The 24731-nt window shown below is 67.4% G+C and carries 23 protein-coding genes; 6 read left to right on the top strand and 17 right to left on the bottom strand.

The window, feature by feature from the left end:
* The first annotated feature begins 18 nt into the window (after positions 1-18).
* Positions 19-288, top strand: coding sequence for a 30S ribosomal protein S15 (gene rpsO, locus ACZIYR_RS17870; protein ID WP_473031688.1), 270 nt, complete (start codon positions 19-21; stop codon positions 286-288).
* Between the two features lie 166 nt (positions 289-454).
* Positions 455-2587 carry a polyribonucleotide nucleotidyltransferase gene (gene pnp / locus ACZIYR_RS17865; RefSeq protein WP_483527589.1) on the top strand — a complete coding sequence of 711 codons (2133 nt, stop codon included), beginning with the start codon at positions 455-457 and terminating at the stop codon, positions 2585-2587.
* A gap of 315 nt (positions 2588-2902) precedes the next feature.
* On the opposite strand, the gene ACZIYR_RS17860 is transcribed toward pnp, so the two are convergent.
* The 11 genes from ACZIYR_RS17860 to dksA all read right to left on the bottom strand — a co-directional run bounded on the left by ACZIYR_RS17860 (position 2903) and on the right by dksA (position 15280).
* Positions 2903-4078, bottom strand: coding sequence for an acetyl-CoA C-acetyltransferase (locus tag ACZIYR_RS17860; RefSeq protein WP_473031686.1), 1176 nt, complete (start codon positions 4076-4078; stop codon positions 2903-2905).
* A gap of 219 nt (positions 4079-4297) precedes the next feature.
* Positions 4298-4678: an aspartate 1-decarboxylase gene (gene panD, locus ACZIYR_RS17855; RefSeq protein WP_473031685.1), complete on the bottom strand. Its 381-nt coding sequence runs from the start codon at positions 4676-4678 to the stop codon at positions 4298-4300.
* A gap of 48 nt (positions 4679-4726) precedes the next feature.
* Positions 4727-5575, bottom strand: coding sequence for a pantoate--beta-alanine ligase (gene panC / locus ACZIYR_RS17850; RefSeq protein ID WP_473031684.1), 849 nt, complete (start codon positions 5573-5575; stop codon positions 4727-4729).
* A gap of 21 nt (positions 5576-5596) precedes the next feature.
* Positions 5597-6388 (bottom strand): 3-methyl-2-oxobutanoate hydroxymethyltransferase, encoded by a 792-nt coding sequence (panB, locus tag ACZIYR_RS17845; RefSeq protein WP_483527588.1) that lies wholly within the window; start codon positions 6386-6388, stop codon positions 5597-5599.
* Positions 6389-6465: 77 nt separating this feature from the next.
* A complete protein-coding gene (folK, locus tag ACZIYR_RS17840) occupies positions 6466-6999 on the bottom strand; it encodes a 2-amino-4-hydroxy-6-hydroxymethyldihydropteridine diphosphokinase (RefSeq protein ID WP_483527587.1) in 534 nt (177 codons plus the stop codon).
* Complete coding sequence (gene pcnB, locus ACZIYR_RS17835) at positions 6996-8399, bottom strand: polynucleotide adenylyltransferase PcnB (protein ID WP_483527586.1); 1404 nt, start codon at positions 8397-8399, stop codon at positions 6996-6998. The genes folK and pcnB overlap by 4 nt, the downstream gene beginning before the upstream one ends.
* A gap of 938 nt (positions 8400-9337) precedes the next feature.
* Complete coding sequence (locus tag ACZIYR_RS17830) at positions 9338-10732, bottom strand: sigma-54-dependent transcriptional regulator (protein ID WP_483527585.1); 1395 nt, start codon at positions 10730-10732, stop codon at positions 9338-9340.
* Positions 10710-13670 (bottom strand): ATP-binding protein, encoded by a 2961-nt coding sequence (locus tag ACZIYR_RS17825; protein WP_483527584.1) that lies wholly within the window; start codon positions 13668-13670, stop codon positions 10710-10712. The genes ACZIYR_RS17830 and ACZIYR_RS17825 overlap by 23 nt, the downstream gene beginning before the upstream one ends.
* On the bottom strand, positions 13660-13836 hold the full coding sequence (locus ACZIYR_RS17820; protein ID WP_167119311.1) for a hypothetical protein: 177 nt from the start codon (positions 13834-13836) through the stop codon (positions 13660-13662). Before ACZIYR_RS17820 ends, ACZIYR_RS17825 begins: the two co-directional genes overlap by 11 nt.
* 13 nt (positions 13837-13849) lie before the next feature.
* On the bottom strand, positions 13850-14761 hold the full coding sequence (gluQRS, locus tag ACZIYR_RS17815; protein ID WP_473031679.1) for a tRNA glutamyl-Q(34) synthetase GluQRS: 912 nt from the start codon (positions 14759-14761) through the stop codon (positions 13850-13852).
* Between the two features lie 81 nt (positions 14762-14842).
* Positions 14843-15280, bottom strand: a complete 438-nt coding sequence (gene dksA / locus ACZIYR_RS17810; protein ID WP_238978710.1) for an RNA polymerase-binding protein DksA — start codon at positions 15278-15280, stop codon at positions 14843-14845.
* 281 nt (positions 15281-15561) lie between these two features.
* Between dksA and ACZIYR_RS17805 the strand changes: the two genes are divergently transcribed.
* The gene (locus ACZIYR_RS17805) at positions 15562-16722 is read left to right on the top strand and encodes a pyridoxal phosphate-dependent aminotransferase (RefSeq protein WP_483527583.1); all 1161 of its coding nucleotides are present in this window, start codon (positions 15562-15564) and stop codon (positions 16720-16722) included.
* Between the two features lie 3 nt (positions 16723-16725).
* Complete coding sequence (gene sfsA, locus ACZIYR_RS17800) at positions 16726-17496, top strand: DNA/RNA nuclease SfsA (protein ID WP_483527582.1); 771 nt, start codon at positions 16726-16728, stop codon at positions 17494-17496.
* 36 nt (positions 17497-17532) lie between these two features.
* Here sfsA and ACZIYR_RS17795 read toward each other — a convergent pair whose 3' ends face one another.
* From ACZIYR_RS17795 to ACZIYR_RS17770, 6 genes are all read right to left on the bottom strand, one after another.
* The gene (locus tag ACZIYR_RS17795; protein ID WP_473031678.1) at positions 17533-17991 is read right to left on the bottom strand and encodes a DUF4426 domain-containing protein; all 459 of its coding nucleotides are present in this window, start codon (positions 17989-17991) and stop codon (positions 17533-17535) included.
* Positions 17992-18094: 103 nt separating this feature from the next.
* Positions 18095-18694 (bottom strand): methionine biosynthesis protein MetW, encoded by a 600-nt coding sequence (gene metW / locus ACZIYR_RS17790; RefSeq protein WP_473031677.1) that lies wholly within the window; start codon positions 18692-18694, stop codon positions 18095-18097.
* Positions 18694-19851, bottom strand: coding sequence for a homoserine O-succinyltransferase MetX (gene metX / locus ACZIYR_RS17785; protein ID WP_473031676.1), 1158 nt, complete (start codon positions 19849-19851; stop codon positions 18694-18696). Before metX ends, metW begins: the two co-directional genes overlap by 1 nt.
* A gap of 47 nt (positions 19852-19898) precedes the next feature.
* Positions 19899-20492: a YggT family protein gene (locus ACZIYR_RS17780; RefSeq protein ID WP_473031675.1), complete on the bottom strand. Its 594-nt coding sequence runs from the start codon at positions 20490-20492 to the stop codon at positions 19899-19901.
* A 193-nt stretch (positions 20493-20685) separates the two neighbouring features.
* Complete coding sequence (proC, locus tag ACZIYR_RS17775) at positions 20686-21510, bottom strand: pyrroline-5-carboxylate reductase (RefSeq protein ID WP_483527581.1); 825 nt, start codon at positions 21508-21510, stop codon at positions 20686-20688.
* A 59-nt stretch (positions 21511-21569) separates the two neighbouring features.
* Positions 21570-22274, bottom strand: a complete 705-nt coding sequence (locus tag ACZIYR_RS17770) for a YggS family pyridoxal phosphate-dependent enzyme (protein WP_483527580.1) — start codon at positions 22272-22274, stop codon at positions 21570-21572.
* 76 nt (positions 22275-22350) lie between these two features.
* On the opposite strand from ACZIYR_RS17770, the gene ACZIYR_RS17765 reads away from it, so the two are divergent.
* Positions 22351-23385, top strand: coding sequence for a type IV pilus twitching motility protein PilT (locus ACZIYR_RS17765; protein WP_483527579.1), 1035 nt, complete (start codon positions 22351-22353; stop codon positions 23383-23385).
* A 31-nt stretch (positions 23386-23416) separates the two neighbouring features.
* Complete coding sequence (locus ACZIYR_RS17760; RefSeq protein WP_483527578.1) at positions 23417-24559, top strand: PilT/PilU family type 4a pilus ATPase; 1143 nt, start codon at positions 23417-23419, stop codon at positions 24557-24559.
* Positions 24560-24731: the final 172 nt, after the last annotated feature.

The raw sequence follows: 24731 nt of genomic DNA, 5'->3' as shown, positions 1-24731 counted from the left end.
TGCTTACTGGAGAAACAGATGGCACTGACCGCTGAGAAGAAGGCCGAGATCGTCAATGAGTTCGGCCGTGGCGAGAACGACACCGGTTCCCCCGAGGTTCAGGTGGCCCTGCTGAGCGCCAACATCGATGGCCTGCAGGATCACTTCAAGAGCAACAAGCAGGATCACCACTCCCGCCGTGGCCTGATCCGCATGGTCAACCAGCGCCGCAAGCTGCTTGACTACCTGAAGCGCAAGGACTTCGAGCGCTATCAGGCGCTTATCCAGCGCCTCGGTCTTCGCCGCTAAGCGAAGCCGCGCAAGCACAACGAAACGGGCAGCCTTCGGGCTGCCCGTTTTGTATCTGTAGGGTGGAAATGTCGCTATACGGTGGCCGCGGGGCGCGTCAACCCCTAAAATGGTCGCCGAGTCGAAACGACCCAAACACAGAAAAGTACAGTTGAAGGAAGTCGCCGTGAATCCGGTCAAGAAGACATTTCAGTACGGTCGCAGCACCGTCACCCTGGAAACCGGGCGCATCGCCCGCCAGGCCACCGGTGCCGTGATGGTCACCATGGACGACACCGTGGTGCTCTGCACCGTGGTGGCAAAGAAGGAAGCCAACCCCAATCAGCCTTTCTTCCCGCTCTCCGTCCACTATCAAGAGAAGACCTACGCGGTCGGCAAGATCCCCGGCGGCTTCTTCAAGCGTGAGGGGAGGCCCACCGAGAAGGAGACCCTCACCTCGCGGCTGATCGATCGCCCGATCCGTCCGCTGTTCCCCAAGGGGTTCATGAACGAGGTGCAGGTGATCTGTACCGTGCTTTCCACCGATCGCAATCATGACCCGGATATCGCTGCGCTGCTTGGCACTTCCGCGGCCTTGGCCATCTCCGGCGTGCCGTTCAATGGCCCGATCGGCGCGGCCCGCGTGGGCTTCAGCGAGGAGAAGGGCTACTTCCTCAACCCCACCGTGGAAGACCTGACCTCCTCGGAGCTCGACATGGTCGTCGCTGGCACCGACAAGGCGGTGCTGATGGTCGAATCCGAGGCCGCCGAGCTGCTCGAAGACGAGATGCTGGGTGCGGTGCTCTACGGCCACCAGGAAATGCAGGTGGCCATCGCCGCCATCAACGAGCTGGCCGCCGAGGCCGGCAAGCCCAAGTGGGACTGGCAGCCGCCGGCAGACAATGTCGCGCTCAAGGAGGCCGTGGCGCGCGGCTTCGAGCAGAAGATCGGCGAGGCCTATCGCGTCACCGACAAGATGGCCCGCCAGGATGCGCTGAGTGCCCTCAAGACCGAAGCGGTTGAGCAGCTGGCCGGCGAAGAGGAAGGCCAGTTCGACGCCGACGAGGTCAAGGGCGCCTTCGCCAGCCTTGAGAAGCGCGTGGTGCGCTCCCGGGTCATCAAGGGCGAGCCGCGCATCGACGGTCGCGATCACAAGACCGTGCGGCCCCTGGCCATCGAGGTGGGGACCCTGCCCAAGACCCACGGCTCGGCGATCTTCACCCGCGGCGAGACCCAGGCGATCGTCATCGCCACCCTGGGCACCCTGCGCGACGCTCAGCTGATCGAGTCCCTGGAGGGGGAGCGCAAGGACCGCTTCCTGCTGCACTACAACTTCCCCCCCTACTGCGTGGGCGAGGCCGGCTTCATGGGCGGGCCCAAGCGTCGCGAGATCGGCCACGGGCGCCTGGCCCGTCGCGGCGTCGAGGCGATGCTGCCCAGCGACGACGAGTTCCCCTACACCATCCGCGTGGTGTCCGAGATCACCGAGTCCAACGGCTCCAGCTCCATGGCCTCGGTGTGCGGCTCGTCGCTGGCGCTGATGGATGCCGGCGTACCGATGAAGGCGCCGGTGGCGGGCATTGCCATGGGCCTGGTCAAGGACGACGACGGCTTCGCCGTGCTCACCGATATCCTCGGCGACGAAGACCATCTGGGTGACATGGACTTCAAGGTGGCCGGTTCGTCCGCCGGTGTCACCGCCCTGCAGATGGATATCAAGATCGAGGGCATCAACGAGGAGATCATGGAGCAGGCGCTGCAGCAGGCCAACGAGGCGCGCCTGCACATCCTCGAGCAGATGAACGCGGTGATCGGCCAGAGTCGTGCCGAGGTCTCCGAGAACGCCCCCTCCATGGCCACCATCAAGATCGACCCGGACAAGATCCGCGACGTTATCGGCAAGGGCGGCGCCACCATCCGCAAGATCTGCGAGGATACCGGCGCCTCCATCGACCTGGACGACGATGGCACCGTGCGCATCTACGCCGAGGACAAGGCCGCGGCCAAGCGGGCCATCGATACCGTGCTGGCGATCACCGCCGAGCCCGAGATCGGCCAGCTCTACCGCGGCAAGGTGGTACGCATCGCCGACTTCGGTGCCTTCGTCAACATCATGCCGGGGACCGACGGCCTGGTGCATATCTCGCAGATCGTGCCCGAGCGGGTCAACGACGTGCGGGATTTCCTAAACGAGGGCGACGAGGTGGTGGTCAAGGTGCTCGACATCGACAACCGCAACCGGGTGAAGCTCTCCATTAAGGAGATCACCGCGGAAGAGAAGGCGGCGTTCGAAGCCGCCGAAGCCGAGACCGCGCTGTAAGCGACCGCCTACGGCGAGCTTCAAGCCTTAAGCGGTAAGCCGTAAGAAAACCCTCCATGGTCTAACCGTGGAGGTTTTTTTCTATGGAGGGCGGCAAACGAAAGAAAAGGTTCTTCGCACTTTAGCGTGAATCCGTGCTTCTGGCTGCATTGTGGGAGGCCGGCTCTGCCGGGCGAAGGCGCCGCAGGCGCCCCTTTGGCAGTGCTGCGCACTGCTTCGCGAGCTGAAGCTCCCTCCCACATAGTCTGTTCACGCCAGTCTGCGAAGATCCTCATTTCATTGTGCTTACAGCTTATAGCTAGCGTGCAGTGGGGCTTAGCGCTCGATGGCGAGTGCGACGCCCTGACCGCCGCCGATGCACAGCGTGGCGAGGCCCTTCTTGGCGTCGCGGGCGATCATCTCGTGCAGCAGGGTCACCAGCACCCGGCAGCCGGAGGCGCCGATGGGGTGGCCCAGCGCGATGGCGCCGCCGTTGACGTTGATCTTGTCGGTATCCCAGCCCAGCTCCTTGTTGACGGAGAGCGCCTGGGCGGCGAAGGCTTCGTTGGCCTCGACCAGATCGAGATCGTCCAGGCTCCAGCCGGCCTTCTCCAGGCAGCGGCGGGTGGCCGGGGCCGGGCCGATCCCCATGATCGCCGGGTCGACGCCGGCGTTGGAGTAGGCGGCAATGCGGGCCAGGGGCTCGAGGCCGAGCTGCTTGGCCTTCTCAGCGGAGCAGAGCATGACCACGGCGGCGCCGTCGTTGATGGAGGAGGCGTTGCCGGCGGTGATGGTGCCATCCTTCTTGAAGGCGGGGCGCATGCTGGAGAGCTTCTCGGCGGTTACCGAGCGCGGGCCTTCGTCGGTGTCGAAGACCACCGGGTCGCCCTTGCGCTGGGGAATCTCCACCGGGACGATCTGGCTCTTGAACTTGCCTTCCTGGATAGCGGCGGCGGCCTTCTGCTGGGAGGCGGAGGCGAACTCGTCCATGGCCTCGCGGGTGATGCCGTACTTCTCCGCCAGGTTCTCGGCGGTGATGCCCATGTGGTAGTTGTTGAAGGCGTCCCACAGGCCGTCATGGACCATGGTGTCCACGGCCTTCCAGTCGCCCATGCGCTGGCCATTGCGCGAGTTGGGCAGCACGTGGGGCGAGGCGGACATATTCTCCTGGCCGCCGGCCAGGATCAGCTCGGCGTCGCCGCAGCGGATCGCCTGGGTCGCCAGATGCAGGGCCTTGAGGCCGGAGCCGCAGACCTTGTTGATGGTCATGGACGGGACAGCAGCCGGTAGGCCGGCCTTGATGGCCGCCTGGCGGGCGGGGTTCTGGCCGACGCCTGCGGTCAGTACCTGGCCGAGCAGCACTTCGTCGACCTGGTCGCCGGCCACGCCGGTGCTGGCCAGGATGTCCTTGATTACCAGGGCGCCCAGGTCGCTGGCGGGAATGCCGGCCAGGGAGCCGCCGAAGGTGCCGATGGCGGTACGCCGTGCGGCAACGATCACCACGTCTTGCATGGGGTTACTCCTGAAGGTGGTTGGCAGTCTTTACGATTGCCAGCATAGGGGAATGTTGTGCAGTGCGGCAATCCCCCTTGGGTCGATGGGTGGAGTCATCAGTATAGTGGGCTTGACGCGAGATGGGAGAGGCGGGAGTCGGCAGGGGAGAGGGGCAGCGAGGCGTATCGGGTAGGCTGTCAGGTCAGGCACCCGCCATGCGAGTGCCTGCCGTGGGCGTCAGGCCAGTTGAACGGGGATGGCGTTGCTGGTGTGGCTGACGTCGTTGCCCTCTTTGAGATAGACCAGGGCCGGCTGGTGGTCGTCGAGCTCCGCCTCGCTGTAGTGGCCGTAGCTGCAGATGATCACCCGGTCGCCGGGGCCGGCCAGGTGGGCGGCGGCGCCGTTGATGGAGATGACCTGGGAGCCCTCCTCGGCGCGAATCGCGTAGGTGGTGAAGCGCTGGCCGTTCTCGACGTTGTAGATCTGGATCTGCTCATTCTCGCGGATGCCGGACAGGTCCAGCAGGTCGCCGTCGATGGCGCAGGAGCCTTCGTAGTTGAGCACGGCGTGGGTGACGCGGGCCATGTGCAGCTTGGCCTTGAGCATGACGGTATACATGGTACGGAATCCTCTTGGTGTTACGGTACCGGCTGCGCACTCAGCGGTTCAGCGCGGTAGGGTCAGGGTCAGGTTGTCGATCAGGCGCGCGCCGCCCAGCTGGGCGGCGGCCAGCAGCACGGCGTCATGGGTGGTGTCGTTCACCGGCCCCAGGTCGGCGGCGCGCAGCTCCAGGTAGTCCGGGACAAAGCCCGCCTCACGGAGCTGCGCCTGGGCGGCGTCCAGTACGGCGGCGCTTGGCTCGCCGGCCTCCAGGGCGTCGCGGGCCTGGCACAGGGCACGGTAGAGCGTCGGGGCCCGGCGGCGCTGGTCGGCATCCAGGTAGCCGTTGCGCGAGGAAAGGGCCAGACCGTCCTCGGCGCGCACGATGGGCACCCCGACGATCTCGATGGGGAAGTGCAGATCGGTGACCAGCTTGCGGATCACCGCGAGCTGCTGGTAGTCCTTCTCGCCGAAGCAGGCCACGTCGGGCTGCACCAGGTTGAACAGGATGCTGACCACCGTGGCCACACCGTCGAAGTGGCCAGGGCGAGCGCCGCCGCACAGCCCTTCGCTGACCTCGGGCACGCAGACGCGGGTCTGGTGAGCCAAGCCGCGGGGGTAGAGCAGCGAGGTATCGGGGGCGAACAGCAGGTCGCAGCCGGCCTCCTCGAGCTGTGACTGGTCCGCCTCCAGGGTGCGCGGATAGGCGTCGAGATCCTCGTCGGGGCTGAACTGCATAGGATTGACGAAGATGGTGGCGATCACTACCTCGGCCTGGCGCCGGGCGCTCTCCACCAGCGCCAGGTGGCCCTCGTGGAGGTTGCCCATGGTCGGCACCAGGGCGATGCGCTGGTCGCGGCGGCGAAACTCGCCAAGGGCCTCGCGCAGCGCGGGTATCTCTCGCAGGGTACGCATGGTGGACTCCTGAGCGTAACGCTAGAAACAGTGCGCCTCGGCCGGGAAGCGGCGCGCCTTGACCTCTTCGTGGTAGCGGCGGAAGGCGTCCTGGATGTCCTCGGCCTCGGCCAGGAAGTTCTTGACGAAGCGTGGGGTGCGGCCGTGGGTCACGCCTAGCACGTCGTGCATGACCAGGATCTGGCCGTCCACGTCGGGGCCGGCACCGATGCCGATCACCGGCACGTCCAGCGCCTCGCTCACCGCGCGGCCCAGGCTCGCCGGCACGCACTCCAGCAGGATCACCGAGGCGCCGGCCGCCACCAGGGTGCGAGCGTCCTCGAGAATCTGGGTGGCCCGCTCGGCGTCGCGCCCCTGCACCTTGTAGCCGCCCAGCTGGTAGACGGTCTGGGGCGTGAGGCCGAGATGGGCACAGACCGGCACGCCGCGGCGGGTCAGCTCGCGGATGCCGTCCGCCATCCAGGCCTCGCCCTCCACCTTGACCAGTTCGGCGCCGGCACGCATCAGCTCGCCGGCGTCCTGCAGCAGCCGCTCCTGGCTGGCGTTGCTCATGAACGGCAGGTCGACCATGAGCAGGCTGGCCTCTTTGCCGCGCGCCACGCAGCGGGTGTGGTAGCAGATATCCTCGAGGGTCACCGGCAGGGTGCTGGCGTGGCCCTGCAGGACCATGCCCAGGGAGTCGCCCACCAGCAGCACCTCGATGCCGGCCTCAGAGGCGGCCCGGGCGAAGGAGGCGTCGTAGGCGGTCAGGCAGCTGAAGGGCTCGCCGGCCTGCTTGCGGGTCCTGAGCGTGCTGAGGGTGACGGTTTTCATGGCGTGCTCTCGTGTTGTCCTGGGCGACCGACCTGAGCCGCGGCGCCCGCGTTGCGCGTGATTGTTACCAGAATGCGCTATCCGTGTCGATAGGTAACACATTTTTCGTCGCTTGGGGTAACGGGTAACACCTGCGGCCTCTCGGCTCGGGGCAAGGCCGCCTTCAAGGCTGCCAGGCGGCGGCCGTCGGGCAGCCGCAGCGAGGGCGCTAGCTCGGCGAGCGGCTCCAGCACGAAGGCCCGCGCCGCCATCTCGGGATGGGGGACGCGCAGCCGGGGCGTCTCGATGCGCTGGTCGCCGTACAGCAGCAGGTCCAGGTCTAGGGTGCGGGGCCCCCAGCGCTTCTGGCGCACCCGGCGATGGCGCTGCTCCAGAGCCTGCAGCTGGTCGAGTAGCGCCAGCGGCGAGAGACGGGTCGCCAGGTGAGCCACGGCGTTGACGAAGTCGGGCTGGTCCTGGGGACCGACCGGCGCGCTGATATAGAGGCGTGAGGCGCTGACCCGCCTGGTCAGCGGCAGCCGGTCCAGCGCCGCCAGCGCCTGCTCGACCTGCTGTCGGGGGGCGTCGAGGTTGCTGCCCAGCCCCACGTAGGCGTCAACGGTCGGGGTCATGAGTTACCGGGCGGTGCACTGCGGCGACGCCGCTTGCGGGGACGTCGGCGCCGGGAACGGCCGTTGCCGCTCGGGGCGCTGTCCTGGGCCTTGCCGACCAGGCGCTGCTGGTCGTGCTCGTCGCCCTCCTGATAGGCGGTCCACCAGTCGCCGAGACCCGGCGGGATTTCGCCGGCAGCCTCGCGCAGCAGCAGGAAATCGTAGGCGGCCCGGAAGCGAGGGTGCTCGCGCGTCTGCTGGGCGCGCTTACCACTCCGCTTGGGCAGGCGCTGCTGCAGGTCCCAGATGTCACGCATCGGCAGGCTGAAGCGCTTGGGGATCGAGATGTGCTGAAGCTGGCGGGAAATGACCTGCTGGGCGGCGGCCTGCAGCGCGGGAATTGGTGGCATGCCGTCGGCTTCGAGAGCCGCCTGACGCTGCTGCACCGGCCCCCACAGCAGGGCCGCGAACAGGAACGCTGGCGTCACCGGACGCTCTTCCTGGATGCGCCGGTCGGTGCTGGCCAGGGCGGCTTCGATCAGCGGCTCGGCCCAGGGCAGCTCGGCCATGGCTTCCTCGGCCTCGGGGAAGAGCATGGCGAACAGGCCGTAGTGGCGCAGCTGGCGGAAGGTGTCGACACCGTGGCCGGCCATGAACAGCTTGAGAATCTCGTCGAAGAGTCGCGCAGGGGGGATCTGCAGCAGCAGCGGTGCCAGTTCGAAGATCGGCGCTTCGCTGGTCGGCGCGATCCGAAAGTCGAGCTTGGCGGCGAAGCGCACGGCGCGCAGCATGCGCACCGGGTCTTCCCGGTAGCGGGTCGTCGGGTCCCCGATCAGCCGCAGGGTGCGCGATTCGATGTCGTGAACGCCGTCGGCGAAGTCATGGATCGAAAAGTCGGCAATGCTGTAATAGAGCGCATTGATGGTGAAATCTCGGCGGATGGCGTCTTCCTGGATGTTGCCCCAGACGTTGTCGCGCAGCAGCAGGCCGTCCTCGGACTGCTGGGCGATATGGTCGCCATGATCGTCGCCCGGGCGGCCGCGGAAGGTGGTGACCTCGATCACCTCGCGACCGAAGCGCACGTGGACGATGCGAAAGCGCCGGCCGATGATGCGCGAGTTGCGAAACAGCTCGCGCACCTGCTCCGGGGTGGCATCGGTGGCGACGTCGAAGTCCTTGGGCATCTTGCCCAGCAGCGAGTCGCGAATGCAGCCCCCCACCAGGTAAGCTTCGTAGCCGGCGTTGTGCAGGCGGTAGAGCACCTTCAGCGCCGGTTCGCTGAAGTGCTGGCGCGATACGGGGTGCTCGTTGCGCGGGATGATGCGGGGCCCGGCAACGCCGGCGGCGGCTTCCTCGGGGCCGAACAGCGACCTCAAGTGCTCGCCAGGGCTCTGCAGAAAGCGGGTAAATCCTTTGAACATGCGGCGATATCGACTCGCAGGGTGCGAAAAGGGAGAGTGTAGCCGACCCCGAGACTTAGGGGAAACACCTTCGCGGCGGGCGCTGTCCTCCTGGAAGCGTGTCGGGCTCGAGCATGGTGGACGCGCACAGCAAAAGAGGAGACCCGTGGGCCTCCTCCGACAAGCTGAAAACGCTGCGTCCGTGCGGCTGTTTCTTCTTCGTGATGGCGCATCGCCTTGAATACGCACCACAGTCACCAAGGAATACACAGGCAAGCAGTGTTGTTGTGATTGTTGACGTTCCTGGTGGCGACCGTCTCGTATTCAAAACAATAATCCAACCACGACGGCAAGCTGAATTGCCTACCCTCGGCTTGTTGATGTTGTTGCCGAGGGCGCGCCTCTGCGGCCCTTGTTCTTGTTGGCGGCCGGTGTGGGCGCATCGCGTCCTGATGGATCCGGTACTTCGAGCTGTTGTTGTTGTTGCCTCGAAGGGCGGAAGCTGTGGGAGGGTGTCTTGTTGTTGTTGCGACTCCCGGTTCCGCTTCCACATCCTTTCTCGGCCCGACGTTATTGTTGTTGGTGCGGGCCCTGTCTCGCCTGGCCGCCTTGTTGTTGTTGTTGGCGCGGGTGACAGCCGGATGTTGTTTTTCTTGCCCTAGATATTGCAGTCCGCGTGCCACATTGTTTTTTATCCTTTTAAGACAGCGCCTTATGGTTATCGGCTGGCGCGGCGTCGGCAAGCCCCCGGCGGAGTGTTACCCATCTTGCGCCACTAAGGGGCACCTGCTGTGTGGGAAGGTAACACCTGGTGCAATTCCCGCTTCGATGACCCAAAAAAAGCGCCCGAGGGGTTGGCCCCGGGCGCTTGGACATTGGTCGTAGGCTTCGTCTGGAAACTGGCTGCGCTCGCCGACTTTTCGGGCGAAGCCTAGAAATGGCTTGGCGGCCGGCACGCATCAGCCGCTGCTGCGCCGGGCCTGCTTCTTGCGTGGAATGCCCAGGCGCTGGCGTCGCTCCCACAGGCACTTGCGGCTGATGCCCAGCTTCTGGGCCAGCTCGGTCTCGCTCATCTGGTCCTGATGCTCCAGCACGAAATGCTGGAAGTAGTCCTCCAGCGACAAATCCTCGCTGCCGTCGTCCGGCTCGAGCTCGATCGACTCGGTCGCTCGGGCCGTGGGCTCGGCAACGGGGCGTGACGCGCCCGGGAGACTCGGACGCAGGCCCAGGTCGTCGGGGTGGATCAGATGACCTTCGGCTAGGATCACGCCGCGCTCCAGGGCATTTTCCAGTTCGCGGACGTTGCCGGGCCAGGGGTAGTCGCGGATCTCGCGGCGCGCGGCCCGGGAGAGCCGCAACCCTTCACGGTCGTGTCGGCGGCAGGCCTTGTCCAGGAGAACATCGGCGATGGTCAACACGTCTTCGTCGCGATCGCGCAGCGGCGGCAGGTCGATCTGCATCACGTTGAGGCGGTAGTAGAGATCGAGGCGAAACTCACCGGTCTTCGATAGGGCGCGCAGGTCGCGGTGGGTGGCGGCAATGAGGCGCACGTTCACATGCCGGGTCTCCACCGAGCCGATGCGGCGAATCTCGCCCTCCTGCAGCACGCGCAGCAGCCGCGCCTGAGCGTCCAGCGGCAGCTCGCCGATCTCGTCGAGAAAGAGGGTGCCGCCGTCGGCGGCCTCGACCAGGCCGGTACGCGCCGCGCTGGCGCCGGTGAAGGCGCCCTTCTCGTGGCCGAACAGTTCGGACTCGATCAGCGTCTCGGGGATCGCCGCGCAGTTCACGCAGATCAGGGAGGCGCCGGCGCGCTTGCTCTGCTGGTGGATGGCCCGAGCCACCAGCTCCTTGCCGGTGCCCGATTCGCCCTGGATCAGCACGGTGACGTCGGCCGGGGCGGTCTTGCGAATGCGGGTATAGACCGCCTGCATCGCCGCACACTCGCCGATCATCTGCTGGCGGGTGCCGCCATCGTCGGTAATATCGGGGGGCTCGGCGCGCTGCGAGGCCTGCTGATGCAGGACGCGGGCCACGGTCTCGAGCAGCTCATCGTGGTCGAAGGGCTTGGCCACATAGTCCACGGCGCCCTGCTTGAGGGCATCCACCGCCGAGCGCATGCTGGCGTAGCTGGTCATGATCAGCACCGGCACCGGGGCGGCGCGGGCGATCAGCTCGGTACCGGGGTCGCCGGGCAGGCGCAGGTCGCTGATCACCAGGTCGAAGCCCTGGGGCTCCTGGGCCAGGGCCTCGTCCACCGAGCCGGCCTCGCTGACCCGGTAGTCGTGGCGCTCCAGCAGGCGACGCAGCGCGGCGCGAATGATGGCTTCGTCTTCAACGATCAGAATTCGGCTCATCGGTCTCTTCACCATCCTGTCGTTCGGTGGGCAGCCACAGGCTGATGCGGGTGCCGCAGGAATGCCCGGGGGGCGGAGATTCGAGTTCGATCCTGCCATGATGCTCGGCAATGATGCTGTAGACCAGCGGCAGGCCGAGCCCGGTGCCCTCGCCCGGCGGCTTGGTGGTCGTGAAGGGCTCGAACAGGTGTTCACGGACGTGGGGGTCAAGGCCATGCCCCTCGTCGGTGACGGTCACCCGCAGCATCTCGCCGTCCGGCGCGGCATCGATGACGATGTGGCCGCCGGGCCGGCTGGCGTCCCGCGCGTTGCTGAGCAGGTTGATCATCACCTGTTGTAGCCGCTGGGCGTCGCCGATGGCTTCCAGCTCGGGGGGGCAGAGGTTGTGATAGGCCACATCCTCGCCCGAGCGTGCCAGCTGGATCAAGTGCAGCGCCTCGTCGGTGACGGTGGCGATGGCGACCGGGGCGAAGCGGGTGCCGCCCACATGGCGTCCGCCGTGGGCGAAGCCCACCAGCGAACCGACGATGCGCGAGACGCGATCGGTGAGCTGCTGGATCTGAGTGGCGGTTTCCAGTACCTCGGGGTCGTCGGTGTCGTAGCGCAGGTTCTGGGCCAGCGAGGAGATCCCGGTGATGGGGTTGCCGATCTCGTGGGCCACGCCGGCCGCCAGCTGGCCGATGGAGGCCAGCCGGGCGGCGTGCACCAGCTCATCCTCGAGCCACTTCATTTCGCTGTGATCCTCGATCAGGATCACGGTGCCCCCACGAATGTCGTCGTCCGCCTGGAGCTCGGCGCGGTGCAGGGTCAGGTAGCGGGTGCCGCCTTCCAGCGCCACCGGCTGCTTGTAGAGGTGGTCGTGCTGCTCGCCGAGCATTCGGCCGAGCAGCTCGCCCCAGGGGGCGGGCAGGCCGTCGCGCCGGGCCCCGATCACGCTGGTGCCGTCGATGCCCGAGAGCTCGGCCAAGGCGTCGTTCCACATCAGCAGCTCATCGTCGACGCCGAAGGCGCATAGCCCCACCGGCAGCCGGGTGAGAATGCGGCGGTGGTAACGGCGCAGGCCGTCGAGCTCCCGAGCCAGGCCGGTGAGCCGCGAGCGGTAGGCTTCCAGGCGGTTCTCGACGAACTGGATATCGTCGGTGGGCTCCTGGCCGCCGCGCCGGTAGGGCAGCTGGCGGTCGACGATGTCCTGGGCCACCGAGGGGCCCATCAGCCCCGAGAGGTTGGCCTGGATGCGATCGCGCAGCCGGCGCAGCGCGTAGGGGCGGCCGTCCAGCGGCGAGAGTCCCAGGTCGGCCAGGGCGCGCTCCACTTCGCGCTCGGCTACCTCCTCGCCCAGGGCCGGGGCCAGGTGGCGCTTGAAGTCGGCGCCGGTGGTGGCCACCAGCGGCAGCCGCTTGGGCCGGATCACCGCGTCCACCGAGCACGCCTCGGCGGCGGCGCGCTCGCCGTCGGAGGTGTGGGTGGCCAGCGACACCAGAATGAAGACCAGGATGTTGGCGGCCAGCGACACCAGGGTCACCACGTACCAGTCAGGCTCGCCGGCGAGCCCCTCCAGCCCCGGCGGGATCACGATCCAGGGCGTCATGCCGGTGAGCAGCGGCAGCCACATGCCGACCAGCCAGATCAGGGTGCCGACGCAGAGGCCGGCGACCATCCCCTTGCGGTTGGCCCCCGGCCAGTAGAGCAGTGCCATCAGCCCCGGCAGGCACTGGGCCATGCCGACGAAGGCCGACAGCCCCAGCGGGGTGAGATCGTGGTGGACCCCCACGGTGCGATAGAACAGCCAGCCGCCGAGGATCACCGCGGCGATCAGCGCCCGGCGCAGCCAGCGCAGCCAGCGATAGAGGTTGTGCTGAGCGTCTGGCGGATGGGCCACCAGCAGCACGTGGTTGAGGATCATGCCCGACAGCGCCAGGGCGATGATCACCATGGTGCCGCTGGTGGCCGCCAGGCCGGCGATGAAGGCCAGCGCCCGGACCCACAGCGACTCCGAGAGGCCGAAGGCCAGGTAGGCGGCGCCGATCGTCTCGTCGCTGCCCAGGGACTGGCCGGCCCAGAGGATCAGCGGCACCGGCAGTGCCATCAGCAGCAGGAACAGCGGCAGCGACCAGCTGGCCTGGAGCAGGGTGTGCCGCGACAGGGTTTCGGCGAAGGTGATGTGGAAGATATGCGGCATCAGCAGCGCCGCGGCGAAGAACAGCAGCAGCAGGGTGCGCCAGTGGGCCGGATCGGGCTGCACCACGCCGGCCTGGTAGGCCTGGCCGGGACCGTCGAGCCAGGCCTGCAGGTCGGCGGGGCCGTCGAAGACCCCGAACAGGGCGATGGCGCCCAGGGTCAGCATGGCGCCGAGCTTGACCACTGAGCCGAAGGCGATCACCGCCAGCAGGGTGTCGTGGCGGGCATGCTGGCGGCGGTGGCGGGCGCCGAACAGCATGGCGAGCAGTGCGATCAGGGCGCTGAAGGCCAGCGCCAGCAGCGCCGGCGAGGCCACACCGCCGGTCATCAGGAAGATGGCGTCGCCCAGGGTCTGGACCTGCAGGGCCAGCAGCGGCAGCACCGCCAGCAGGCTGATCACGGTGATCAGGGTGCCGACCCAGCGCGAGCGGAAGCGGAAGGCGAACAGGTCGGAGAGCGAGGTGAGCTGGTAGGTGCGGGTCATGCGCTGGATGGGCACCAGCAGTACCGGCGCCAGCAGGAAGGCGCCGGCCACCCCCAGGTAGTAGGCCAGGTAGCCATAGCCGGCGCTGGCAGCCAGCTCCAGGCTGCCATAGATCGCCCAGGCGCTGGCATAGACCCCCAGCGCCAGGGTGTAGACGGCCGGGTGGCGGGTGATACGCAGGCTGATCCAGCCGCGCTCCACCGCCAGGGCGCAGAGGAACAGCACCAGCAGGTAGCCGGTGCCCAGGGCGAAGACGCCGGCCAGGCTAGCGCTCATCGAGCTTCCTCTTCTGTTCCAGCCACAGCGTCAGGGCAATCAGCACGCCCCAGATGACGAAGGGGCGGTACCAGGCCACGCCGGGGCTCGACCAGCCGCTCATCAGCAGCGGCGAGAGCAGATAGCCGCCGAAGACCAGGAACAGCATGATGCGGTAGACGTACATGCGGGCGCCTCGCTCAGGCCGGTGGCGATGCCGTGGCATCGTCGTCGCGGGTGTGCCGGACCGGCTCGGGGTGAATGAGCGCCACGTCCCAGTGGGCCACGGCCCAGGCGAGCTGTTCGGCCACCGGGGCCCGGGCGAGCGCTTCGGGCGGCGCCTGATCCAGGGCCTGCAAGGCGGCGTGCAGCAGCGGGCGAACCGCGTCGTCGTCGGTGGGCAGCGGCGGCGCCAGGTTCTGCTTGGAGAGCTTCTGGCCGTCGGCTCCCAGGATCAGCGGCAGATGCAGGTAGCGAGGCTCGGGATAGCCCAGGGCGTGCTGCAGCTGGCGCTGCCAGGGGGTGTTGTCGAGCAGGTCGAAGCCGCGAACCACGTCGCTGATACCCTGTTCGGCGTCGTCCACCACCACCGCCAGCTGGTAGGCCCACAGGCCATCCTTGCGCTTGAGCACCACGTCGCCGAGGTCGGCGGGGTCGAAGCGCTGCTCGCCGAACAGCCGGTCCTGCCACACCACCGGCCGCAGGCCCAGGTCGCTGCGCAGCCGCCAGGCCACCGGCTTGCCGGGCTCGCGCACGCCCTCTCGGCACCAGCCGGGGTAGACGGGGTACTCGCGCCACTGCTTGCGCGAGCAGCTACAGGGATAGGCGAGCCCCCGGGCGATGAGCGCTTCGAGGGCGGCGCCGTAGGCCGGGTCGCGCCCGTGCTGCCAGGTCACCGGCCCATCCCAGTGCAGGCCGAATGCCTCGAGCTGCCGCAGGATGGCATCGGCGGCGCCGGCGGGGCAGCGCGGCGGGTCGATGTCCTCGATGCGTACCCGCCACTCGCCGCCGGCCCGGCGGGCGTCCAGGTAGCTGGCCAGGGCGGCGATCAGCGACCCGGCGTGCAGAGGGCCGGACGGCGTGGGGGCGAAGCGGCCGCGGTAGCGATTCATGGGCGACTCCGGTCGCACTGGGCCGGTATGCAAACGGGCACCCTGGGGTGCCCGTCGCGAGGGGAGCGGCAGCGCATCGGCTCAGCCGCCGAGCTGCTTTTCCTTGAGTTCCGCCAGGGTCTTGCAGTCCACGCATAGGGTGGCCGTGGGGCGGGCCTCGAGACGGCGGATGCCGATCTCCACGCCGCAGGCCTCGCAGAACCCGTAGTCGTCCTCGTCGATCTTCTCGAGGGTCTCGTTGATCTTCTTGAGCAGCTTGCGCTCGCGGTCCCGGGTGCGCAGCTCCAGGCTGAAGCCCTCCTCCTGGGTGGCGCGATCGGCCGGATCGGCGTAGTTGTTCGCCTCTTCCTGGAGGTGGCGCACGGTGCGGTCCACCTCCTCCATCAGTTCCTGTTTCCAGCCCAGCAGGATCTGTCGGAAGTGCTCCAGCTGCTGCTCGTTCATGTACTCTTCACCGGCCGCCGACTCGTACGGGGTGAACTTCTTGGGCGCTTCCGTCTTCTTGTCTGCTACTGGCATGGGACTGCCTCATTACTTGAGTGACTGCTGATCAATACCCGCCATGATGGGGCCAGGTATCTCACGCCAAAGGCATGCTTGTTTAGCTGAAAATGGCAGTGTTTGCAATACTGCCGCTCATCATTCCTTGGCGCTGCCAGCGTCCTTGGGCCGGTTCGGCATAGCATTTTCCCGCCGCCGGCCAAAGCCGCTAGAATGCGCCATTCAGCGACGCGGCACGCCCAGGCTTTCGGCCTCACGGCTTGGACCGCGCCAAATCGGAATTTGCACAGGAGTCCGCCATGTCGTGGAGTGCGCGAGTCGATCGGGTGGCCCCCTTTCGTGTGATGAGCCTGCTGGAGACCGCCCAGGCTCGCGAGGCGGCGGGGCACGATGTGATCCACCTGGAGGTGGGCGAGCCCGATTTTCCCACCCCCGCGCCGGTGGTCGCCGCCGGCCAGGCGGCCCTGGCCGCAGGGCATACTCGCTATACGCCGGCGGCGGGGCTGCCGGCACTGCGCGAGGCGATCGCCGGCCACTACGCCGAGCACTTCGGCGCTGAGGTCGACCCGCGGCGCATCCTGGTCACCCCCGGCGCCTCCGGGGCGCTGCTGCTGGCCAGCCAGCTGCTGGCGGGCCCCGGCGACCGGGTGCTGATGGCCGATCCCAACTACCCCTGCAACCGCCACTTCATGGCCCTGGCCGGCGCCGAAGTGGACGCCGTGCCGGTGGGCCCCGAGAGCGGCTGGCAGCTGGATGCGGCGCTGGTCGATGCCCATTGGCGCGACGCCACCCGCCTGGCCATGCTGGCCACGCCCTCGAACCCCACCGGCCATATGCTCGAGGCGGGCCAGCTCGGCGCGGTGGCCGAGACGGTGGCAGCGAAGGGTGGCCAGCTGCTGGTGGACGAGATCTATCAGGGGCTCTGCTATGACCTCGAGCCGCTCTCGGTGGCGGCGATCACCCCGGACGCCTTCGTGGTCAACAGCTTCTCCAAGTATTTCGGCATGACCGGCTGGCGGCTGGGCTGGCTGCTGGCGCCGGAGGCGGCGGTGGAGCCGCTGACGCGCCTGGCTCAGAACGTGTTCCTGGCCGCGTCCACCCCGGCCCAGCATGCGGCGCTGGCCGCCTTCACGCCGGAGTGCCGGGCCCTGCTCGAGACCCAGCGGCGCGAGCTGGGGCAGCGTCGGGATGCCCTGCTGGCGAGGCTGGCGCGCCTCGACCTGGCGCCTTCGCTGCCGCCCCAGGGGGCCTTCTACCTGTGGCTGGATATCTCCCGCTACAGCCATGACAGCCAGGCCTTCTGCCGGCGCCTTCTGGAGGAGGAGAACGTGGCGATCACGCCCGGGATCGACTTCGCCCTGAGCGGTGGCGAGCGCCATGTGCGCATCGCCTTCACCACCGGCATCGCCCGGCTCGAGGAGGCTGTGGAACGCCTCGAGCGCTTCCTGGCGCGCCTCTAGGCCATGGAGTACCCGACGCTCCTCCCCGGGGTGCTGCGGCGGCGCTATAAGCGCTTTCTCGCCGAGGTGCGCCTCGATGACGGCCGCGATGTCGTCGCCCACTGCCCCAACACCGGCTCCATGCGGGCGGTCAATGTGCCGGGATGCAGGGTGTGGCTCGCGCCCAGTGACAACCCGGCGCGCAAGCTGGCCTGGACCTGGGAACTGATCGAGCTGCCCCAGCCCGATGGCAGCGTGGCGTTGGCCTCGGTGCACACCGGACGGACCAACCGCATCGTCGAGGAGGCGCTGTGCGCCGGCAGGGTCCCCGGGCTCGCCGGCTACACCACCCTCAAGCGGGAGACGAAGGTGGCGCTGGGTGACGGCAAGGCGTCGCGTCTCGACTTTCGCCTGGAGGATCCGGTGCGGGGGACGGCCTTCGTGGAGGTCAAGCAGGTGACGCTGAAGGAGGCCGACGGGCACGGCTACTTTCCCGATGCGGTCAGCGAGCGCGGCCGCCGGCACCTGGAGGCCCTGGCGGCACTGGCCGCCGGTGGCGATCGCGCCGTGCTGCTGTTCTGCGTGGCGCATACCGGTATCGGTGACGTGGCCCCGGCGGCGCACCTCGACCCGGCCTACGCGGCGACGCTGCGCGAGGTGGCGGGAGAGGGCGTCGAGGTGCTGGCCCACGGCTGCGTGATCGAGCGACGCGGGGAGTTGCCCACCGCCATTCGCCTGGGCGGGGCGCTGCCGGTGTCGCTCGCGGGCCGGGCGCAGACGCTCGGCGTCGATTGAGCGGGCGAGCGTCGCCCGAGGCACCTTCCGGCGGGTTCAGCGGTTGATGTAGAAGCGCTGGATAAAATTGACGCTGGCCGGCTCCCGGTTGCGGTCGTAGCGCACGTCCAGTTCAAAACGCATCGGCTCGTCGTCATGAATGCGGAAGACGGCGATCTGCGAGATGCTGTCGCCGTCGCGGAGGCTGCGGAAGGAGAGCGGTGAGGCAGCCTGGCCGCCGATGTCGCCGACCTGGCCGTCGACCTGGGCGTTCACCGGGCGGGTGGAGCCGTCCTCGAGCTCCTCGAGCACGCTGACGTTGAGTACCGCCATGGCCGGGCTGCGCTGAATGTTGTGCTCGGCGGCGACCTCCTCGGTGAGAAAGCTGGTGCTCACGGCGCTGTAGTGGATCTGGTAGTTGTCGACCCGCTCGTACTGCTGGGCCTGGAGCGGCAGGGCCAGGCACAGCAGCGCCAGGCCTGTGGCCAGGCGGGCCAGAAGGGTTTGGTGATTCATGCTTGCTCCTCCCCTGATCGTGTTGTGCGCTGCCTGAATGCCGGCTGCGCTCGCCGACTTTTCGGACAACGCCTTGGCGGCGCGCCCTGACAGGCCGGTGGGCTCACTCCTGCCGTCGGCTGACGCGAAAGATGGCGATCTCGCCGAACAGGTTGGGCCACAGCCGCGAGGTCCAGTGCCCCTCGTGGTCGCGGATGCCCACCGCGCGGTCGGTGATGATCAGACCCTTTTCCCGGCACAGGTGTTCAAAGTCGTTGAAGGTCGACAGGTGAATGTTGGGGGTGTCGTACCAGGCGTGGGGCAGCGACTTGGAAACGGGCATGTAGCCGCGGATGCCGAGATGCACGCGGTGGCGCCAATAGGCGAAGTTGGGGAAGGTGATGATGCACTCGTCGGCGACCCGCAGCATCTCGTCGAGCATGCGGTCGGGCCGGCGCAGCGCCTGCAGCGCCTGGGTCATCACCACCAGGTCGTAGGTGTCGTCCTCGAAGTTGGCGAGCCCCTCGTCGAGGTTCTGTTCGATGACGTTGACCCCCTTGCCGACGCAGGCGGTGATGCCCTCCGGGTCGATCTCCAGCCCGTAGCCGGTGACTGCCTTGTGCTCGGCCAGCGAGGCCAGCAGGGTGCCGTCGCCGCAGGCCAGGTCGAGGATATGGGCGCCGTCCGGCACCCAGCGGTGAATCAGTTTCAGGTCGGCGCGCATCAGGCAGCTTCCTCCAGGCCCTGCTCCCGGGCCACGCGTGACATGAAGGCGGCGAACACCGCCTGGTAGCGCGGCTCGGGCAGCAGGAAGGCATCGTGGCCGTGGGGCGAGTCGATGTTGACGTAGCTGACCGGCTTGCCGGCGCGCACCAGGGCGTCGACCAGTTCCTTGGAACGCGACGGCGGGAAGCGCCAGTCGCTGGTGAAGCTCACCACCAGGAAGGGGCAGCGCGAAGGGGCGAGCGCCTTGGCTAGCACCCCGCCGTGGGCCGCGGAGGGGTCGAAGTAGTCGAGCGCCTTGGTCATCAGCAGATAGGTGTTGGCATCGAAGGAGTTGGAGAAGGTGTCGCCCTGGTAGCGCAGGTAGGACTCCACCTGGAACTCCACCCCGTAGCCGAAGTTGAGGTCCTCGCTGCGCAGGTCGCGACCGAACTTGCTGCCCATGGCGTCTTCCGAGAGGTAGGTGATATGGCCCACCATGCGCGCCAGCTTGAGGCCGCGGCGCGGCGCCGTGCCATGCTCGAGGTACCAGCCGTCATGGAACTCCGGGTCCGAGCGAATGGCCTGGCGAGCGACCTCGTTGAAGGCGATGTTCTGCGCCGAGAGCTTGGGCGTGGCGGCGATCACCACCGCATTGGCGATACGCTCGGGGTAGCTCAGCGTCCACTGCAGCACCTGCATGCCGCCCAGGCTGCCACCGATCACCGCGGCGAAACGCTCGATGCCCAGGCGGTCGGCCAGGCGGGCCTGGCTGTGCACCCAATCGCCCACCGTCACCATGGGGAACTCCGGCCCCCACAGCCGGCCGGTGTCGCGATTCTCGCTGATCGGGCCGGTGCTGCCGTGGCAGCCGCCCAGGTTGTTCAGCGAGACCACGAAGAAGCGGTTGGTGTCGATCGACTTGCCTGGGCCGATATGGGCGTCCCACCAGCCCGGCTTGCGCTCGTCGGCGTCGTGGTAGCCGGCGGCATGATGGTGCCCCGACAGGGCATGGCAGATCAGCACCGCATTGCTGCGCTCGGCGTTGAGGGTGCCATAGGTCTCGTAGACGAGGTCGTAGGCCGGCAGCGTCTTGCCGCAGGCCAGATCCAGGGGGTCGTCGAAGTGCGCCGTCTGGGGCGTCACCAGGCCGACCGAATCGCGGGGAAGCTCGGGCATTGTGTTATTCGGTGTCCAGTCGTGCGGGTGCGGCGTGGGCCCGGGCGTTACAGGCCGACCAGTGCGCCAGAGATGCCGGCGGCCCGGGTCAGGGAGCCAACCACGATACCATCGATGATGCTGATGGCGATGAAAACCACGATCGGTGACAGGTCGATCATGCCCAGCGGCGGGATGACCTTGCGCACCGGGGCCATGATCGGTTCCACCAGCTGCATGATCAGCAGCGCCCCGGGGTGGCTGGCGTTGGGCGCCACCCAGCTCAAGATGATCATCACGATCAGCGCGAAGAAGTAGATCTTGAGGATGGCATTGGCGATGGCCGCCACCGCGCCGATGGCGATGCCCGCCACCGGCGGCATGCCGAAGCCGGCGATCTGCAGAATCACCACGATGCTCACCGCCTTTAGCACGAAGGCGGCGGCCAGGGTCGCCATATCGAAGCGCCCCATCACCGGGCCGAGGAAGCCCTGGAAGGGACGCACCACCGGCTGGGTGATCTTGACCACCGATTGGCTGATGGGGTTGTAGTAGTCCGCGCCCGACGCCTGCAGCAGAAAGCGCAGCATCATCATGAAGATGTAGATATTAATCAGGGTGTTGATCAGCAGCAGACCGGCATTTCCCAGCTGATTGCCCATGGGGCCTCTCCTTGTTTGTAAAATCTTGCCGACTTTTTGGAAAAAGCCTAAGGAAACACTGCACAAATGTCTGCGCGAGCGAATCGCTGCGTTGCGCGGTGCGCGGAATCCTCACATATACCTCATATGCTCCGGTTCCTGTGCTCCGTGCGCCTTGCGCTTCATCTCGCTCGGCGATTTGTTCAGCGCTTCCCTAACGCGTGCCGAATTCCTCGGCCATCTCTCGGGCGCGGGCGGCGCAGGCGTCCATGGCGTCACGCATGATGTCGCGCAGCCCGGCCTGCTCGAGGTGCTCGATGGCACGCTCGGTGGTGCCGCCGGGCGACATCACGTTGCGCTTGAGTTGGGCCGGTGGCTGATCGCTGAGCTGCGCCATGCGTGCCGCCCCCAGCGCCGTCTGCAGGGCCAGGCGCCGGGCGGTGTCGGCGGGCAGCCCCTGCTGGACGCCGGCCTCTTCCATGGCTTCGAACATCAGGAAGAAATAGGCGGGGGCGCTGCCGGAGACGGCGGTGACCGCGTCGAGCAGCGCCTCCTCCTTGACCCACTCGACCAGGCCCACGGCCTCGAGCAGCCGGGTAGCCTCGGCGCGCTGCTCATCGCTGACGTCGGCGTTGGCGAACAGGCCGCAGGCGCCGGCGCCCACCAGCGAGGGGGTGTTAGGCATGCAGCGGATCAGCGGCAGGCCGCCGCCCAACCACTGGTTCAGCGTCTCGGCATCGATGCCGGCGGCCACCGAGACGATCAGCGGGCGCAGACGCTGCAGGGTGTCGCGCAGGCTCTCGCAGACCTCGCGCATCACCTGCGGCTTGACCGCCAGCACCACCACGTCGGCACCTTGTACGGCAGAGGCGTTGTCGGTGTTGGTGCGAATGCCGTAGCGCTCATGGATCGGCGCCAGGAAGGCGTCGCTGGGCGAGGTGGCGGTGATGGCGGTGGCCGGATGGCCGTTGTCGATCATTCCGCCGATGATGGCGCTGGCCATGTTGCCGGCGCCGATGAAGGTGACTCTGCTGGCCATGCGATCTGTCCTTTCTCTGCTGTGAATCACGCCGGCCGGCGGCCGACGCGTAGGTGCCGTCATCGAGGCGAGCGTTCGCCGAAGATGGCCGTGCCCAGCCGCACCAGGGTGGCGCCCTCCAGGATGGCGGCTTCCAGGTCGCCGCTCATGCCCATCGACAGGGTGTCCAGCGGCGCCCCGGGGAACCGTGCGCGCAGCGCCTCCTGGGCCTCGCGCAGCCGGGCATAGGGCCGCCGCTGAGTCGCCAGGTCGTCGGCCGGCGCAGGGATCGCCATCAGTCCGCGCAGGCGCAGCGATGGCAGCGCCAGCACCGCCTCGGCCAGCGCCGGCAGCGTGTCGAGGGTGACGCCCGACTTGCTCGCCTCGTTGCTGATATTGACCTGCAGGCAGACGTTGAGCGGTGCCATGTCGGCCGGGCGCTGATCGTTGAGGCGCCGGGCGATCTTCTCACGGTCGAGGCTGTGTACCCAGGCAAAATGCTCGGCGACGGCGCGGGTCTTGTTGGATTGCAGTGGGCCGATGAAATGCCACACGATATCCGTCAGGTCGGCCAGCTCGGCCTGCTTGTCGAGGGCCTCCTGGAGGTAGTTCTCGCCGAAGTCCCGCTGGCCCAGCTTTCGCGCCTCGCGAATCGCCGCTGCCGGCTTGGTCTTGCTGACTGCCAGCAAGCGTGCGTCGTCGTCGGCCCGCCCGGCGGCCGCCAGGGCCTCGGCCAGCCGTCGGCGTGCGGCCGCCAGCGAGTCGCGAAGTACGAGATCCGTCATCTCAGCCACACGAAGTTCGCCATGTCGAAAGGTCTGTCATACTAAGTGAAACCGTATCTGGGAGCAGGGGAAGTGCATGGATATTACCGAACTGCTGGCGTTCTCGGCAAAGCAGAACGCCTCTGACCTGCATCTGTCGGCGGGACTGCCGCCGATGATCCGCGTCGATGGCGATATTCGCCGGCTCAACGTGCCGGCCATGGAGGACCGCGAAGTCCGCAAGCTGATCTACGACATCATGGGAGATCGCCAGCGGCGCGACTACGAGGAGTTCTTCGAGACCGACTTCTCCTTCGAGGTGCCTGGGGTGGCGCGCTTTCGTGTCAACGCCTTCAATCAGGCCCGGGGTGCCGGGGCGGTGTTTCGCACCATCCCCAGCGAGGTGTTGACGATGGACGATTTGGGGCTCGGCGATGTCTTCCGGCGCCTCTCCCTGCTGCCCCGGGGGCTGGTGCTGGTGACCGGCCCCACCGGTTCGGGCAAGAGCACCACCCTGGCGGCGATGATCGACTACATCAACGATCATCGATACGACCATATCCTGACCATCGAGGATCCGGTGGAGTTCGTACACCGCAGCAAGCGCTGCCTGATCAACCAGCGCGAGGTGCACCGCGATACCCACGGCTTCGCCCCGGCACTGCGCAGCGCGCTGCGCGAGGACCCCGACGTGATCCTGGTCGGCGAGCTCCGTGACCTGGAGACCATTCGCCTGGCGCTGACCGCCGCCGAGACCGGCCACCTGGTCTTCGGTACCCTGCATACCACCTCGGCGGCCAAGACCATCGACCGGATCATCGACGTCTTCCCCGGCGAGGAGAAGGCTATGGTGCGCTCGATGCTCTCGGAGTCGCTGCAGGGGGTGATCGCCCAGACCCTGCTCAAGCGCCAGGGGGGCGGCCGGGTCGCCGCCCACGAGATACTGATCGCCACCGCGGCGGTGCGCAACCTGATCCGCGAGGACAAGGTGGCGCAGATCTATTCCGCCATCCAGACCAGCGGCAATCTGGGCATGCAGACGCTGGATGCTTCCCTGGCCAAGCTGGTCAGCGACAACGTGGTGGCCAGGGAAGAGGCCCAGGCGCGTGCCAAGAGTGTGCTGACGCCGTAAGCAACCGACCATCACCCAGGGGAGCCGCTAGATGACCGCACGCGAATGGCTGGAACAGCTGCTGGGCATCATGTCCCAGAAGGAAGCCTCGGACCTGTTGATCTCGGTGCAAGCGCCGCCGACGCTGAAGATGGCCGGCAAGTTGACCGCGCTGGGCGACCAGCGGCTGTCGGTGGAGCAGGTGCGGGAGCTGGTCTACGCGGCGCTGCCGGAGGGATTCAAGGAGCGCTTTCACCGCGAGCGGGAAGCTAACTTCGCCTTGAGCCTCTCGGGGCGAGGGCGCTTTCGCGTCAGCGCCTTCCAGCAGCGCAACCAGATGGCCATGGTGATCCGCCGCATCGCCTATGACATCCCGCACCTGGAGGAGCTGTCGCTGCCGCCGGTGCTGGGTGAGCTGGCCAACATCAAGCGGGGCCTGGTATTCGTGGTAGGCGGCACCGGTACCGGCAAGTCGACCACCCTGGCGTCGATGATCCAGCAGCGCAACGAGACCATCGGCGGCCATATCATCAGCGTCGAGGACCCCATCGAGTATGTCCATCCCCACAAGAAGGCAATCATCAACCAGCGGGAAGTGGGAATCGATACCGACTCCTTCGAAGTGGCGCTGAAGAACACCCTGCGGCAGGCGCCGGACGTGATCCTGATCGGCGAGGTGCGCACCCGCGAGACCATGGAGCACGCCCTGACCTTTGCCGAGACCGGCCACCTTTGCCTGGCCACCCTGCACGCCAACAATGCCAACCAGGCGCTGGACCGGATCATTCACTTCTTCCCCCATGAGCGCCACGAGCAGATCTGGCTCGACCTGTCGCTGAACCTGCATGCCATCGTCGCCCAGCAGCTGCTGCCCACCGTGGACGGCGGTCGCTGCCCGGCCATCGAGGTGCTGCTGCGCACCCCGCTGGTGGGCGACCTGGTGCGCAAGGGCGATGTCGGGGAGATCAAGAACGTCATGAGCCGCTCCCGTGACCTCGGCATGCAGACCTTCGATCAGGCGCTCTATGAGCTGTTCAAGGCGGGGAAGATCAGCGAGGAAGTGGCGCTGGTGCATGCCGATTCCGCCAACGACCTGCGCATGATGATCAAGTATGGTGACGAGAGCAGCGATGCCCTGGCCAAGGCGCAGGACAGCGCGCAGCGGCTTTCGCTGCGCGATGAGGACGACTTTTAGGTTCTTCGCACTTTAGCGTGAACATGTTTGGCAGGTTTGATGGTGGGAGGCCGGCTCTGCCGGGCGAAGGCGCCGGAGGCGCTCCATGGGTAGCGCTGCGCGCTACTTCGCGAGCTGAAGTCGAGGCGTCGAACCGTCCCTCCCACATAGCCTGTTCACGCCAGTCTGCGAA

This window comes from Billgrantia sp. NRB1, from assembly GCF_056921725.1.
The sequence above is the reverse complement of the archived record's forward strand: the minus strand, read 5'-3'. Positions and strand labels throughout refer to the sequence as shown.

Coding starts and splice junctions, on each gene's coding strand:
- rpsO (WP_473031688.1), top strand. CDS start 19: ATGGCACTGACCGCTGAGAAGAAGGCCGAGATCGTCAATGAGTTCGGC.
- ACZIYR_RS17860 (WP_473031686.1), bottom strand. CDS start 4,078: ATGCAAGACGTGGTGATCGTTGCCGCACGGCGTACCGCCATCGGCACC.
- panD (WP_473031685.1), bottom strand. CDS start 4,678: ATGTATACCGTCATGCTCAAGGCCAAGCTGCACATGGCCCGCGTCACC.
- panC (WP_473031684.1), bottom strand. CDS start 5,575: ATGCGTACCCTGCGAGAGATACCCGCGCTGCGCGAGGCCCTTGGCGAG.
- panB (WP_483527588.1), bottom strand. CDS start 6,388: ATGAAAACCGTCACCCTCAGCACGCTCAGGACCCGCAAGCAGGCCGGC.
- folK (WP_483527587.1), bottom strand. CDS start 6,999: ATGACCCCGACCGTTGACGCCTACGTGGGGCTGGGCAGCAACCTCGAC.
- pcnB (WP_483527586.1), bottom strand. CDS start 8,399: ATGTTCAAAGGATTTACCCGCTTTCTGCAGAGCCCTGGCGAGCACTTG.
- ACZIYR_RS17830 (WP_483527585.1), bottom strand. CDS start 10,732: ATGAGCCGAATTCTGATCGTTGAAGACGAAGCCATCATTCGCGCCGCG.
- ACZIYR_RS17825 (WP_483527584.1), bottom strand. CDS start 13,670: ATGAGCGCTAGCCTGGCCGGCGTCTTCGCCCTGGGCACCGGCTACCTG.
- ACZIYR_RS17820 (WP_167119311.1), bottom strand. CDS start 13,836: ATGTACGTCTACCGCATCATGCTGTTCCTGGTCTTCGGCGGCTATCTG.
- gluQRS (WP_473031679.1), bottom strand. CDS start 14,761: ATGAATCGCTACCGCGGCCGCTTCGCCCCCACGCCGTCCGGCCCTCTG.
- dksA (WP_238978710.1), bottom strand. CDS start 15,280: ATGCCAGTAGCAGACAAGAAGACGGAAGCGCCCAAGAAGTTCACCCCG.
- ACZIYR_RS17805 (WP_483527583.1), top strand. CDS start 15,562: ATGTCGTGGAGTGCGCGAGTCGATCGGGTGGCCCCCTTTCGTGTGATG.
- sfsA (WP_483527582.1), top strand. CDS start 16,726: ATGGAGTACCCGACGCTCCTCCCCGGGGTGCTGCGGCGGCGCTATAAG.
- ACZIYR_RS17795 (WP_473031678.1), bottom strand. CDS start 17,991: ATGAATCACCAAACCCTTCTGGCCCGCCTGGCCACAGGCCTGGCGCTG.
- metW (WP_473031677.1), bottom strand. CDS start 18,694: ATGCGCGCCGACCTGAAACTGATTCACCGCTGGGTGCCGGACGGCGCC.
- metX (WP_473031676.1), bottom strand. CDS start 19,851: ATGCCCGAGCTTCCCCGCGATTCGGTCGGCCTGGTGACGCCCCAGACG.
- ACZIYR_RS17780 (WP_473031675.1), bottom strand. CDS start 20,492: ATGGGCAATCAGCTGGGAAATGCCGGTCTGCTGCTGATCAACACCCTG.
- proC (WP_483527581.1), bottom strand. CDS start 21,510: ATGGCCAGCAGAGTCACCTTCATCGGCGCCGGCAACATGGCCAGCGCC.
- ACZIYR_RS17770 (WP_483527580.1), bottom strand. CDS start 22,274: ATGACGGATCTCGTACTTCGCGACTCGCTGGCGGCCGCACGCCGACGG.
- ACZIYR_RS17765 (WP_483527579.1), top strand. CDS start 22,351: ATGGATATTACCGAACTGCTGGCGTTCTCGGCAAAGCAGAACGCCTCT.
- ACZIYR_RS17760 (WP_483527578.1), top strand. CDS start 23,417: ATGACCGCACGCGAATGGCTGGAACAGCTGCTGGGCATCATGTCCCAG.